The sequence below is a fragment of the Aurantimonas endophytica genome, assembly GCF_014196845.1.
Classification (GTDB): domain Bacteria; phylum Pseudomonadota; class Alphaproteobacteria; order Rhizobiales; family Rhizobiaceae; genus Aurantimonas; species Aurantimonas endophytica.
Genome location: NZ_JACIEM010000004.1, coordinates 223,092 through 236,854, shown reverse-complemented (window position 1 = coordinate 236,854; position 13,763 = coordinate 223,092). Strand labels below are relative to the sequence as shown.

The 13,763-nt window shown below is 67.3% G+C and carries 11 protein-coding genes; 5 read left to right on the top strand and 6 right to left on the bottom strand.

All coding sequences use genetic code 11. The annotated features are described in order from the left end of the window. Positions 1–7 precede the first annotated feature (7 nt). Positions 8–1,285, bottom strand: a complete 1,278-nt coding sequence (gene hisD, locus GGR03_RS15560; protein WP_246368071.1) for a histidinol dehydrogenase — start codon at positions 1,283–1,285, stop codon at positions 8–10. 152 nt (positions 1,286–1,437) lie between these two features. Between hisD and GGR03_RS15555 the strand changes: the two genes are divergently transcribed. Further along, positions 1,438–1,986: a cupin domain-containing protein gene (locus GGR03_RS15555; protein WP_183209655.1), complete on the top strand. Its 549-nt coding sequence runs from the start codon at positions 1,438–1,440 to the stop codon at positions 1,984–1,986. Between the two features lie 35 nt (positions 1,987–2,021). Here the strand turns inward: GGR03_RS15555 and GGR03_RS15550 are convergent, their stop codons facing one another. Then, positions 2,022–3,728 (bottom strand): HAD family hydrolase, encoded by a 1,707-nt coding sequence (locus GGR03_RS15550; protein ID WP_183209653.1) that lies wholly within the window; start codon positions 3,726–3,728, stop codon positions 2,022–2,024. Between the two features lie 295 nt (positions 3,729–4,023). Here GGR03_RS15550 and GGR03_RS15545 point away from each other — a divergent pair, with 295 nt between their 5' ends. Then, entirely contained in the window at positions 4,024–5,103 is a 1,080-nt protein-coding gene (locus GGR03_RS15545) for an ABC transporter transmembrane domain-containing protein (protein WP_252920280.1), read from the top strand. 136 nt (positions 5,104–5,239) lie between these two features. Continuing rightward, on the top strand, positions 5,240–7,144 hold the full coding sequence (gene recQ, locus GGR03_RS15540; protein ID WP_183209651.1) for a DNA helicase RecQ: 1,905 nt from the start codon (positions 5,240–5,242) through the stop codon (positions 7,142–7,144). Between the two features lie 33 nt (positions 7,145–7,177). Here recQ and GGR03_RS15535 read toward each other — a convergent pair whose 3' ends face one another. The 4 genes from GGR03_RS15535 to GGR03_RS15520 all read right to left on the bottom strand — a co-directional run bounded on the left by GGR03_RS15535 (position 7,178) and on the right by GGR03_RS15520 (position 10,806). After that, positions 7,178–7,360, bottom strand: a complete 183-nt coding sequence (locus GGR03_RS15535; RefSeq protein ID WP_183209649.1) for a DUF2256 domain-containing protein — start codon at positions 7,358–7,360, stop codon at positions 7,178–7,180. Next, positions 7,357–8,886, bottom strand: a complete 1,530-nt coding sequence (locus GGR03_RS15530) for a cryptochrome/photolyase family protein (RefSeq protein WP_183209647.1) — start codon at positions 8,884–8,886, stop codon at positions 7,357–7,359. Before GGR03_RS15530 ends, GGR03_RS15535 begins: the two co-directional genes overlap by 4 nt. Before the next feature lie 380 nt (positions 8,887–9,266). Next, complete coding sequence (locus GGR03_RS15525) at positions 9,267–9,665, bottom strand: DUF1622 domain-containing protein (RefSeq protein ID WP_183209645.1); 399 nt, start codon at positions 9,663–9,665, stop codon at positions 9,267–9,269. A 235-nt stretch (positions 9,666–9,900) separates the two neighbouring features. Then, positions 9,901–10,806, bottom strand: coding sequence for a DMT family transporter (locus GGR03_RS15520; RefSeq protein WP_183209643.1), 906 nt, complete (start codon positions 10,804–10,806; stop codon positions 9,901–9,903). A gap of 133 nt (positions 10,807–10,939) precedes the next feature. Between GGR03_RS15520 and GGR03_RS15515 the strand changes: the two genes are divergently transcribed. Together GGR03_RS15515 and GGR03_RS15510 are read left to right on the top strand one after the other, a co-directional pair. Further along, positions 10,940–11,725: an ArsR/SmtB family transcription factor gene (locus tag GGR03_RS15515; RefSeq protein WP_183209641.1), complete on the top strand. Its 786-nt coding sequence runs from the start codon at positions 10,940–10,942 to the stop codon at positions 11,723–11,725. A 391-nt stretch (positions 11,726–12,116) separates the two neighbouring features. Further along, positions 12,117–13,661, top strand: coding sequence for an MHYT domain-containing protein (locus GGR03_RS15510; protein ID WP_183209639.1), 1,545 nt, complete (start codon positions 12,117–12,119; stop codon positions 13,659–13,661). The last annotated feature ends 102 nt before the right edge of the window (positions 13,662–13,763 follow it).

Below are 13,763 nucleotides of genomic sequence, written 5' to 3'. Positions count from 1 at the left end.
CCGCCGGCTATTTCTGGCGGAAGGCCGCGGCGCGGCGGTGCCCCTCCAGCCCCTCGGCCGCGCTCTGGCGCACCGCCGGGGGCGCGACGGCCGCGACCCCGCGCTCGTCCAGCCACTGATGGGTGCAGATCTTCACGAACGAGCCGACCCAGAGCCCGCCGGTGTAGCGGCCGGCGGCCATCGTCGGCAGCGTATGGTTGGTGCCGCAGCATTTGTCGGAATAGACGACGCTCGCCAGCTTCCCGATGAAGAGCGAGCCGTAGTTGCGCAGCCTGGCGGCGGTCGCCTGCGGATCGGCGGTGTGGACCTGCAGGTGTTCGGCCGCGATGAAATCCGAATAGGCGATCATCGTCGCCTCGTCGGCGCAGACCGCGATCTCGCCGTAGTCGCGCCAGGCCGGGGCTGCGACGTTCGCCGTCGGCAGATCGAGGAGCTGTCGCTCGACGGCGGCCAGCGTCGCCTCGGCCAGCGCACGGTCCGTGGTGATCAGGCCGACGCGGGTGCGCACGTCGTGCTCGGCCTGGGCCAAAAGGTCGGTCGCGATCATCTCGGGGTCGCCCGTATGGTCGGCAACGGTGAAGATCTCGCTCGGCCCGGCCAGCTGGTCGATTCCGACCGGCCCGAAGACCTGGCGCTTGGCTTCGTTGACGAAGGCATTGCCGGGTCCGACGATCTTGTCGACCGCCGGGATGGTCTCGGTGCCGAACGCCATCGCCGCGATCGCCTGCGCCCCGCCGACGAGGAAGATCCGGTCCGCTCCCGCCAGATGGCAGCCGGCGATCATGGCGGGATGGGCCGTCGGTGGCAGGCAGGCGATGACCTCGTCGCAGCCGGCGACCTTGGCGGGCACGATCGTCATCACCGGCGCCGACAGAAGCGGGTAGCGCCCGCCGGGCACGTAAGCACCGATGCGCCGGATCGGGATGACCCGGTGGCCGAGATGCAGCCCCGGCAGCGGCTCGACCTCGAGCGGCAGGATCGTCGCCAGCTGGGCTTCGGCAAATGCCCGGACGCGCTCGATGGCAAACTCGGTGTCGGCGCGCGTCTGCGGGTCGAGGCCGGCGAGCGCCGCCTGGCGCTGTTCGGCCGTGACCTCGAAATCCTGCAGGTCCGAGCCGTCGAACTCCTTGGCATAATCGCGGACCGCCGCATCGCCGCGTTCGCGGACATTGGCGAGGATCGTCTTGACCAGCGCCTCGATCGAAGCCGTGTCGGACACGGCATCGCGCTGCGCGGCTTTCAGGAAGTTGATCTTGTCGGCGAGGACCGGATCGAGCTTGGTCATTCTGCTGCCCATCGAGCGAGGAGGTAGGCGCCAGAATTGCGGAAAGCCTGACGCTATGCCATGGCATCGCAAGCGCCGTTGATTATTCTGCATGGGTTCGCGTCCGGATATGGACGGGCTGCCAGCGATGCGGCCGGATCGAGAGGAAGCCGATGCCGAAGATCGGGGCGAAACTGCTGGAGCTGCGTCGACGCCGCGACCTGTCGATCCGCGAGGTCGCCAGCCGCTCCGGCTTGTCGGCCTCGGCGATCAGCCTGATCGAGCGGGACAAGATGAGCCCCTCGGTCAACACGGTCAGCGCCATACTCGATGTCCTCGGCTCGACCCTGAACGGCTTCTTCGCCAGCCTGGAATCGACCGTCGGCTATTCCCCCTTCTACCGGTCCTCGGAGCTCGTCGAGATCGGTAATCCGAAGAGCATCTCCTACCGGATGATCGGAGTGAACCACCCGAACCGGGAGATCCTGATCCTGCACGAGCGCTACGGCCCGGGCGCGGACACGGGCGAGGCCTTTGCGCATCCCGCGCACGAGGGCGGCATGGTGATCGCCGGCGCCGTGGAGCTGACGGTCGGCGGGCGGACGCGGGTCCTGCAGACGGGGGACGGCTATTATTTCGACAGCCGGGAACGGCACCGGTTCCGCAACACCGGCGACGAAGTGGCCGAGATCGTCAGCGCCATCTCGCCGCCGACCTACTAGCGTTGCCTTTACTGAACAGACGAAGCGCCCGGCGCTCAGCCGGCGGGGGCGGCGTAGCGCCGCCAGATCGCCTTGCGGATGCGGCGGCGGCTCTCCTGCGGCGGCAGCGTCCGGTCGTTCTCCACACGCATCGCCTCCAGCGCCAGGTCCTCGTCGCGGATCACGTGGCGGAACCAGGCGGAATAGTCTCCGGCCCGCAGATGATGCTCCCAGACGGGGTCATCCACCTCGGCCGCGATATCGACGAAGCGATAGAGGTTTCGGGCCGGCTGGTTGATCGCCTCGAGCGAGCCGCGGAAGTAGAAGCTGCGGTCCGCGCCGACGTCTCCCACGGCGTATTTGCCGCGGTGGCGGCGATGCACCTGGACCGGTGACACGACCTCGATACACGCGGCCGGCTCGGCCGAACGCGGCTGCCAGAACAGTACCTCATCCGGTCCGCAGGCCGGCATCCCTTCTGGCACCGGCACTCCCAGTGCCTTTGCCAGGCCTGCCATCATGTCGCTGTCGTGGCCTCCGACCAGCAGGACGGCCTGGATACTCTGCATGACCGTGGGGGAGACGGCTTCAGGGTAGGCCGTGACGAGGAAGGACGCCGCGGTGTCGAACGATTCGCCCGGGCCGTCCTCGTCGGTGCCGGCCGGCAGCACCTGATGGGCCTCGTCGATCAACAGCCAATGCGGGCGGCCGGTACGCGCGCGCAGGCGCGCGATCTGTGCGAGCATCGCCGCAACGAGCAGCCGGCGTTCACTCAGCGGCAGCGCCTGGGTGTTGACGACGAGATTGACCGCATCGTCGCGCAGCAGCTTCAGCGCCTCCGCCGCCGGGGGCGGCGCGCGCAGCGTGCCGATGAACACGGCGTGCTCCAGGTCGATATAGTCGCCCTCGGGATCGATCACGCAGAACTCGAATTGCCGTTCCGCCATTCTCTCGGTGAGCGCCGTGGCGAGGCATGACTTGCCGCTGCCCGAGCGGCCGGCGATCAGAACGCCGCCGCAGGCCGGCGCGATGACGACATCGCTCCCGTGTCGGTCGCTGCCGATCCGGATCCCGCGGCGGCCGGGCGACGCGATAGCTGCGTCCTCTGCCAGGATGCGGTCGATCAGCTCGACGACGCCGGCGCCATGATCGGCGGCCAGAACGACGTCCGCCTCCTCCTTGACCGACGCAACGGCATTGGCGACAGCGGCGCCGCAGCCGCTCGCCGCGAGCAGCGCATGGTCGTTCTCGGCATCGCCCACGGCGACGACGTTGTGGCTGGAGATATCCAGTTCCCGCAGCGCTGCCCGGAGCCCGGAAGCCTTGTTGATCCCGGCAGGCAGGATCATGATCGCGCCCTTGTTGAAGACGATCTGCAGCTCCAGGCCGAGCTCGCGAATGGCCTGGAGGACGACGCCCTGGTGCGGCTCCCAGGTCGCGACGATGCCGCGTCCGACGGAGATCGGCCCGACGTCGAGTTCGCGGAGCCTCTGCACGAAACGCGCCGGCGGCGGCGGCGCCAGCAGCTGTTCCAGGCCGGTCTCGGGGTCGAAGAGGAGCGCACCGTTTTCCGCGACGACCCGGTCGAACATCGCGGTCTCAGGGAAGATCCTGACGAGATCGGGAAGTTCGCGGCCAGTCACGAGGATCAGCCGGCGGCCAGACGCCTTCAGCCGCTCGAGCGATCGGCAGGTCTGCGCCACGACGAGGCCGTCATGGGCAAGGGTGCCGTCGAAATCGGTGGCGAGTGCGAGAAAGTACAAGCTGACTCCCGAAAACGTCCGACGTGCAATCCGGCGTCGCCGCACCGGTGGGTCGAGAGATGCCCAATGGCGCACGAATTTTCGATCACTCGGCCAATACTATCGGCGCGATTCCGACGCGTCACGGCGATAGGAAAGCCGCTACTTCCGGCGTTGCTTCCAGCGTACCGTACCCTTCGTATAGCTCCATTCAAGCGGCCGGGTTGATCAGGATCAATGATGCCGCACCGGTCGGGCCTGCAGAGAGGATGACGCGTTCCGGGGCAGGACCGCCGCCGGGCGAGCGGAGCCGTCAGTGCGTAAATCTTCATGGATCGACGCGTTCAGAGCCCTGCTGCCGCTTTTCGGTCCGAAGGAGCGCCAGGGGTCCAAGGCTGCAACGCCGCCATCCATTGCTGCCGACCAGCGGATTCCCCTGGCGGTTCCCCGCGACCTGGCCGGCCTGATCTTCCACAGTGGATGGCGCGAGCAGATCCTGCTCGTCGCCCTCTCCGTCGCGGTGTTCCTCGTGAACATCCTGCCGCTGGAGTTGCAGCGCCGGATCGTCAACGACGCGACGGACGGTGCCGGCTGGACGAACATCGCCTGGATGGCCAGCCTCTACGCGCTGCTGGCGATCACGCTCGGCCTCCTGAAGCTCGGCATGAACATCTATCGCGGGCGCACCAGCGAGAGCGCGGTGCGTTGGCTTCGGGCGGCCATTCTCGGCGATATCGGCCACTTCCGGGGTGGCTCGCGCCGCCCGCTGCCGCCGGGCGTGGAAGTCTCACTGGTTCTCAGCGAAGCCGAACCGATCGGCAGCTTCGTCGGCGTCAGCATATCCGAACCGCTGCTGCAGGGCGGCATCCTGCTCAGCGTGTTCGGCTACCTGACCTACCTGAACCCGCTGATGGCGCTGGCGGCCGTGGCGATCTTCTCGCCGCAGATCGTCTTCGTTCCGCTCATGCAGAACGCGATCAACCGGCGTGTCGGCCAGCGCATCGCCACCCTGCGCACCCTCAGCATCGAGATCATCGATGCGCCGGTCGACGCCAAGCTGGCCGAGCGACCCTACGACCGGGAGATCGGCGCGGTGTTCGCGCTGAACATGGGAATCTTCAAGCTGAAATACTCGATGAACTTCGTGATGAACCTCTTCCACCATCTAGGCGTCGCCGCGGCGCTCGGAGTGGGCGGATATTTCGTGGCGCGCGGCGAAACGGAAATCGGCACCGTCGTGGCGTTCATCTCGGGCCTCGCCCAGGTCAACGCGCCCTGGGGCGATCTTGTCGACTGGTACCGCGAGTTGCGCGTCACGCAGACCAAATACGGCCTGATCACCCAGGTACTTTCGACCTTGGCTCCCTCCCCTCCTGCAGAGCCTGCTGTCGGTTAGGGACATCTCCGGCGCGAGGGAGGAAGCGACCGCCCGGCTTGAATACGGCGGGCGATTGCGCCACCAGACGGACCAGCCACCCTCGCCTTGCGACGGGCGCCGTAATGCGGAAGCTGCGGCTTGCGAGGAGAATCACATGCCGAGACACGCTTCCGAGGAATTCGAGCCGACGTCGGATCAACGGCCATTCGCCGACGAGGAATTCGCGCCCGTCGCCGCCTCGCCGAAGAAGGCCGTCTTCGAGGATCCGCGCGAGGCGCTGAAGACCGTGTTCGGCCATGCCGATTTCCGCGGCAAGCAGCGTGCTGTCGTCGACCAGCTGGTCGACGGCGGCGATGCGCTGGTGCTGTTTCCCACCGGCGAGGGCAAGTCGGTCTGCTATCAGGTGCCGGCGCTCTGCCGCCCCGGCACGGCGATCGTCGTCTCGCCGCTGATCGCGCTGATGCGCGATCAGGTGGAAGCGCTGCGGCAGGCGGGCGTCAGTGCCGCGGCGATCAACTCGTCGATGAGCGAGGAGGAGCGGACGGAGGTTCGCCGGGCGCTGCTCGCGGGCGAATTGCAGCTGCTCTACGTGACGCCCGAGCGGATGGTGATGGGCGGCTTCAAGAACACGCTGTCGCGCGTGAAGCTGTCGCTGATCGCGATCGATGAAGCCCATTGCGTCAGCTCCTGGGGCCACGACTTCCGGCCGGAATATCGCGAGCTGGAGACGCTGGCGGACGACTATCCGGGCGTGCCGCGCATCGCGCTGACGGCGACGGCCGACCCCACGACCCGCGCCGACATCGCCGAGCGACTGCGGCTCGTCGAGGCGCCCGTGTTCATGACCAGCTTCGACCGGCCGAACATCCGCTACTCGATCGTCGAGCGCGACAACCCGAAGAAGCAGCTCGCCGCCTTCCTCTCCGGCCACAAGGGCGACAGCGGCATCGTCTACTGCCTGTCGCGCCGCAAGGTCGAGGAGACGGCTTCCTGGCTCAACGAGCAGGGTATCCGCGCTTTGCCCTATCACGCCGGCATGCCGCACCATGTGAAGGCAGCCAACCAGGACGCCTTCCTGCAGGAGGACAGTCTCGTGCTGGTGGCGACGGTCGCGTTCGGCATGGGCATCGACAAACCGGACGTGCGATTCGTCGCGCATATGGACATGCCATCTTCCGTCGAGGCCTACTACCAGGAGACCGGCCGCGCCGGGCGCGACCGCCAGTCGGCCGAGGCGTGGATGGCCTACGGCATGCAGGACGTCGTGCAGCGACGCCGGATGATCGACGAGGGCGAGGCGGACGAGGCGGTGAAGCGCAACGGCCACGCCAAGCTGAGCGCGCTGCTGGCGATCTGCGAGACCGCCGACTGCCGCCGTTCGGCGCTGCTCAAGCATTTCGGCGAGAGCCATCCAGGCGGCTGCGGCAATTGCGACACCTGCCTGTCGCCGGTCGAGACCTATGACGCCACCGAAGCCGCCATCAAGCTGCTCGCCGCGGTCTACCGGACCGACCAGCGCTACGGCGCCGGGCACGTGATCGACGTCCTCACCGGCAAGGCGACCGATAAGGTGAAGAAGGCCGGGCACGACCAGATCCCGATCTTCGGCCAGGGCAAGGACGTCGCGCCGCGGATCTGGCAGTCGGTCACGCGGCAGCTCACCGCGATCGGGCTGCTCGCCGTCGATGCCGACAGCTACGGCGTGCTGAAGCTGCAGGAAGGCGCCCGCGCCGTATTCCGGGGCGAGCGCAAGCTCACCTTCCGCAAGGATCGCGACAGCAAGGCGACGCGGTTCCGCGGCACGTCGGGCGCCATCGAGGGCCTTTCGGACGCGGATGGCGCGCTGTTCGAGATGCTGCGGCGCGAGCGGCTCCGCCTCGCCAAGGCGCAAGGGTTGCCGCCCTACATGATCTTCAACGACGCGACGCTGCGTGCCATGGCGGAAGCCCGGCCCACGGACACCGACGAGATGGCGGCGATCTCCGGCGTCGGCGAAGCCAAGCTCGCCAAATATGGCGACCTCTTCATCGCCGTCGTCCGGGAAGCGGACGCGCTGTAACGCCTCCGCCCCCGCGACCACATACCCGCCGGGTCATGCGTCCGCGTCGGTCCGTGCTGCGGCGTTTCGATGCCGCAGATCGCCCTTGCAGCGCTCGGAGCAGGTCTTCACCGCGTCCCAGTCGTGGGCCCATTTCCGGCGCCAGGCAAAGGGCCGGCCGCAGGCGGCGCAGGTCTTCTGCGGCAGGGTCGATTTGGTGAAGCGCTTGCCGGTCACAGGCTGGCCAGGAAGGTCGCTGCGCTTTCGGCGATGCGCTGCTGCTCGTCGGGCGCGAATTTCTCGTAGCTGCGGACCATCTGCGCCATGCGGGGATTGTGCCGGATTTTCTCGCGGTGCCGAGCGATGAAGTCCCAGTAGAGCGCGTTGAACGGGCAGGCATCGGGCCCTGTCCGCTGCTTCACGTCGTAGCGGCAATGTCCGCAATAATCCGACATGCGGTTGATGTAGGCGCCGCTCGCGGCATAGGGCTTGGACGCGAGCAGGCCGCCATCGGCGAACTGGCTCATGCCGACCGTGTTGGGCAGTTCCACCCATTCATAGGCGTCGGCGTAGACGCACAGATACCATTCGTGCAGTTCGTGCGGATCGACCCCGGCCAGCAGCGCGAAATTGCCGGTGACCATCAGGCGCTGGATGTGATGGGCGTAGGCCAGCTCCTTCGTCTGCGTCACCGCTGCCCGGACGCAGGCCATGTCGGTCACGGCCGTCCAGTAGAAATCCGGCAGAGGCCGCGTGTGGCCGAAATGGTTGCTGCGCTCGTAGCCCGGCATCTTCAGCCAGTAGATGCCGCGGACATATTCGCGCCAGCCGATAATCTGGCGGATGAAGCCCTCCGCGGCGTTCAGCTTCACGGTGCCGGAGCGATAGGCTTCCTCCACCTTCCGGCAGATGCGGAGCGGATCGAGCAGCCCGCAATTCAGATATTGCGCGATGACGGCATGATAGAGGAAGGGCTGACCGGTCAGCATGGCGTCCTGGAAGTCGCCGAAATTCGGCAGCGCCTCTCGCACGAAGGCGTCGAAGGCTGCCTCGGCGTCGGCGCGGGTGACCGCGTAGCGAAAGGGCAGCAGGTCGCCGAAATGGTTGCCGAAGCGCGTTGCCACCAGCGCCAGCACGTCCTGGCTGATGGCGTCGGGCTGATAGGTTTTCGGCTGCGGCATGAAGAGGTCGATGTCGGCAGGCTTGCGGTTCTCTGCATCGAAGTTCCATCGGCCACCGGCCGGCTGGTCGCCGTCCATCAGGAGCCGGGTCCGGCGCCGCATGTCGCGATAGAAATACTCCATGCGCAGCTGCTGGCGGCCCGAGGCCCATGCGCCGAATTCGGTCGGGGAGCAGAGGAAGCGATCGTCGGGCAGGATCTCGACCGGGACCGGAAAAGTCGTCCGCCAGCCTTCCAGCATCTGCGCCACCCGCCACTCGCCCGCTTCGGTGACGAGGATGCGCTCGGGCTTCAGCTCGGCCACGGCCTCTGCGACCTGCGCGGTGAAGCTGCCGCGATTGCCTTGTGCATCGAGGGTCACATAGTCGACCGTCCAGCCGGCGCGGCGCAGCTCCTCGGCGAAGTGCCGCATAGCCGAGAACAGGAAGGCGATCTTCTTCTTGTGGTGCCGCACATAGGTCGTCTCGTCGTGCAGCTCGGCCATCAGCACGCGATCCTGCGCCGGGTCACCGGCAGCGAGGCTGGTCAGCGTCGGCGTCAGCTGATCTCCGAGGACGAGAATGAGGTTGCGGGGTTTCGTCATCAACAGGGTGGCGACGGCCGCCGGGTGTCGGCGATGCCGGCCGGGAAGAAGCGGTCATGGCATCGACGCGAGGCTGTCACGACAAGTCTTCCTCCTGCGTTCAGGACGCTGCAAGCTTCCGAAGCGAGAAGCCTTTCACGGACGAATCTCGCAAATGCCGGCCCGGCTTCGAAGCAGCGGGAGCATGAGCGCTCCCCGCCAGCATCGGAGCGATATAGGCCGGCATGGCGGCGAGCGGAGCGGCAGGGAGCGCGGTGTCACGATCTGTCGCACCCGGACGGCCCTCGCCGACAAGGCCATGACCGTTTCTTTCGGCGCGTTCCGACGAACAGCGGATGCCCCTCGGCTGGCCCGCCACCAGGCGATGCCGGCTTCGCCATTCAGTCCGGATGTCCCTCCCGCGACGGCTCCAACCGCTTCTCGCGACCGTGCGACTGGCTCTTCTGCCAGGGCCAGCGGCCGTCGATCTCCACCTCCAGGGCAAAGCTGAGGAAGGTTCGGATCAGGACGATGCCGGCGAGGACGGCCAGGCTCTCCAATGTCGGCTCGATGGCGACAGTGTTGATGATGTCCGCGGCGACCAGGAACTCCAGCCCCAGGAGGATAGACCGTCCAAGGCTGGCGCGAAATTCGTGAAACGAACCGGCGCTGTCGCCGCGCAGCTTTTGCCGCAGGAAGGTGACCGTGGCGATGATGGTGCCGACGACGATCACCAGGATGCCGGCGATTTCGATGCCGCGCGTCGTCCAGTGCAGCGCCTGGCTGAGGGTCTCGTCCATCCAATACTCCCCTTCCCCGAAGCAGGCGGCGACGATCATGCCAGGCAAGGGACCGGCGCCGCGCAAAACCCTCCTAGCATGCCCGGCGGCGACGGCACGCACCCGGCGTCCCGCCATTTGCCGGGTTCGCCGCAACAGTCGGAAGGCTCGCCGCGGCAAGGAGGGTCGGCAGGTTCTCGTCCGGCACGCGTCAGGGCACCTCGAACCCTCCGAGACGAGGCTGTTCCCGGAGCCCTCACGCCGCGCGCAGTCGCCTCCGCGCCGGCAGCGTCATGGCGATCACGCTGACGACGACGAAGACCAGGCCGAGCCAGGCACTCGGCTGCGGCACCTCGCCGAGGAAGACGATGCCGATGCCGACGCCGATCGGCACGCGCAGATAGGCCTGCGCCGTCGTGCCGACCGACCCGAGGCGCTGGAGCAGCGTGAAGTAGATGACGAAGGCGAGTGCCGTGGAGAACACCGAGAGCGCCAGCAGTGCGAGCATCGACTCCTGCGACGGCGCCAGCGTCCAGGGCTGGTCGACGACGAGGCTGACGGGGATCAGGATCGCGGCGCCCCAGATCAAGGATCCCGCCGCCGGCATCATCGGATCGAGATCACGGAAGGTCCGCCCGAAGGTCACCGCCGCCCCATAGGCGACGGCCGCAACAACGATGGCGAGTTGCGCCGTCAGCATCGTGCCGAAACCGGCGAGCGCTGCCGGGCCGACGACGAGGCAGATGCCCGCGAGCCCGGCGACGACGCCGAACAGCTTCGGGCCGGTCACCGCCTCGTGGCGCGTCACCAGCGCGTTGATGAGGAAGGCGAAGACCGGCGTCAGCGAGTTGAGGATCACCGCGAGGCCGGCGTCCACGTGCTGCTCGCCCCAGGCGACGAAGGTGAAGGGCAGCACCGAGTTGAGGCAGGCCTGGATCAGGAAGCGCCTGGTGTTGCGCCCGTCCGTCGGCAGGCGAAGCCCGCGCATCCGCAGGATGACCAGCAGCAGGCCGCCGGCGATCAGCGTGCGCGCGGCGATCAGCGTCACCGGCGGGATGGTCTCGACGCCGATCTTGATGAAGCTGTAGGAGGCGCCCCAGAGCGTCGCCAGGGCGAGCAGCATGACGAGGCTGATGGCAAGGCGCGGGGGATGGTCCGCCATGTCGGATCTTTCGGGTCTCGAGGAGGAGCGTCGACGATGGCGAAAGCTAGAGGATCGCCGGCCTACGATGCTACGGTCTTCGCCGAAGCATAGGCGCCTGACAAGCCGTGCCGCGCCGCCTATCCTGGCTTTCATGATCGATCCACCGACGGGCGGCAGCATTGCCGCAAACGCCTTCCTGATGGGCGATCCCGCCCGCGCCAACATGCTGTCGGCGCTGATGGGCGGCGAGGCGCTGACCGCCGGGGAACTGGCCGCCCATGCCGGCGTGACGCCGCAGACCGCCAGCGGCCACCTCGCCAGGCTACGGGACGGCGGCCTCCTCGCCGTCGAGCGGCAGGGCCGGCATCGCTACTTCCGCCTCGCGTCGCCGCAGGTCGCCGAGGCGCTGGAGGGGCTGATGGCGCTCTCGGGCAAGGGACCGGTTCCTCGCGTGCGCGGCCCCCGCGACGCGGCAATGCGCCTCGCCCGCTCCTGCTACGACCATCTGGCGGGCCGGCTCGGCGTCGCCATCGCCGACGCGCTCCAGCGGCAGGGCTTCATCCAGCTCGATGATGGCGTCGTCTCCGACGATGGCCGCCGCTTCCTCTCGGACTTCGGCATCGATCTCGGCGCGCTCCACGCCGGCAAGCGGCCGCTCTGCCGGACCTGCCTCGACTGGAGCGAGCGCCGTGCGCATCTGGCCGGCAGGCTCGGCGCTGCACTGCTCGACCGTTCGATCGCGCTCGGCTGGCTCCTGCGTGTACCGGCCAGCCGGACGCTGCGGATCAGCCAGGCCGGCGAGCGCGGCTTTGCCGGGACGTTCCGGTGCGAGCCGGTGTGGATCGCGCCGGCGCCGGCAGAGGCCAGAAGGGAAAGCATCATCCTCACCGCCTCGCAAACCAGAAGGAGCACTGATCGGACCAGCCGCAGGGCATGAATTCTCAGAAGCTTGCAGGCTGGCGGCCTCGGGCGTCCCCTCCGCGTTGCATCGCGGGAGCTCGGTTTGCGGCACCAGAGGCGACGGCAATCGATCCGGCCACAGCCGCGAAAAGAGAACGCGCTCGCGAATCACTGCTTCATGCTGTTCAGGTGGAGTTCAAGGTGAAGACGCTAGCCCGCCTCAGCGTCTGCGCTTCTGTCTGCAGGCATGCTCCTGCAGCCAGCTATCGAAGCGAGGTGAGATGCATACCAGCCACGATCCGACATTCGTCCTCCTGTCCCTGGTGGTCGCGGTCTTCGGGTCGTGGACAGCCCTCGACCTCTTTCGGCGGGTGAGGACAAACCACGGGCAGGCAAGGCTCGTTTGGGTGGCAACGGCGGCCGTCGCCATGGGCCTCAGCATCTGGTCGATGCACTTCGTCGCCATGCTGGGCTTCGATCCGGGCTCGGCCGTGCGATACGATCCATTCCTGACCGTGGTCTCACTGCTTCTCGCCATCGGTGCAACAGGAGGCGCCTTCTTCTTTGCAGCGCGCGACGGTGCTCGACTTGCGCATGTGCTGCTAGCCGGCGCCGCGATGGGCGTGGGCATCTGTCTGATGCATTACGTCGGCATGGCAGCGCTGCGCACCGCCGTTTCCATGGGCTATGACGCCCGTCTGGTCGTCCTCTCGCTGGCGATCGCGATCGCAGCTTCCACCGCGGCTCTGCTTGCAACCCGCCGGGAGCAGGCGTTTTTCTGGCGGCTCATTGCGGCGTTGACGCTCGGCGCGGCGATCGTCGGAATGCACTACACCGCGATGGCCGCCCTGGAACTGACGCCTGCGGCGGAGGTGCGGATGGACACCTTCGGCGGTCCCCCATACATGCTGGCAGTATCGGTCGCCGGCGGAACGCTCCTGATCCTGCTGCTCGCGCTGATGGCTTCGCTCTACGACCAACGCGACAACGTTCTCTCGGCCCTGGAGGCCGGCGGTGTCGGCTACTGGGAATTGGATCTTCGCTCGAAATCTCTCCACGTGTCGGCGCGGGGCAAGGAGATATTCGGGCTGAAGCGGGATGACGAGATAACCCACGATCAGTTTCTCCCTTCCGTCGCGACCGAGGAGCGCGCGAAACGGGATCAGGGGTTCGAGAGCGTCCTGCTCACCGGATCGGATTATGACGACGAATACCGACTGGCGGATGAGGCAAGGTGGGTAAATGTCAGGGGCCGTGTCCTCAAGGATGGGCGGGGACGGCCGCGGCGCATGATCGGCGTGGTGCTCGATGTCACGGACAGGCATGAAGCCTTCGCTGCCGTGACCGAAAGCGAGCGGCGCCAGCGTCTGATGGTCAACGAGCTGAACCATCGGGTGAAGAATACGCTGGCAACCATCCAGTCGATCGCTGCGCAGACAGCCAGACGCGCGGCGACGCCCGAGGACTTTCGCAGAAGCTTCGAGGGACGCCTCGTCGCGCTTTCCGAGACCCACAATGCCCTGACCCGCGGAGGCTGGGAAGTGGCGTGCCTGCGCGAACTCTTCCAGCATGAACTCGGACCCTACTCGGAAGAACAATTTCGTCTCGAGGGGCCGGCTACTCCGCTGGGCCCACGGCAGGCTTTGGCGCTCGGCATGGTCATCCATGAGCTTGCCACCAATGCCGCGAAATATGGAGCGCTTTCCACACCGGCCGGTTGTCTGCGCGTGGCGTGGGCGGTGCAGGCCGATGCCGCCACCCTGGCGATCGAATGGTCGGAACACGGCGGCCCCGTGGTTGAACCCCCGAGCAGAAAGGGGTTCGGTTCACGGCTCCTTCACCTGAGCATCGAGAAGGAACTCGGCGGACAGGCCGAGCTCCGATACGAGCCAGATGGCTTCGTGTGCTCTCTGGTCATCCCGCTGGCCGACATGAAAACCCAGGCCTCAGGGGCCAAGGATTTCGCCTTCTGAGGAAGCTTCGGCAGCAGACCGCCTCCCCTGCAGGAACGGCTGCCTGCCACGATTCCATTCCGGCGTGCTGTTACCGGGCGGGTAGACCGGGCCCGGCGCAGG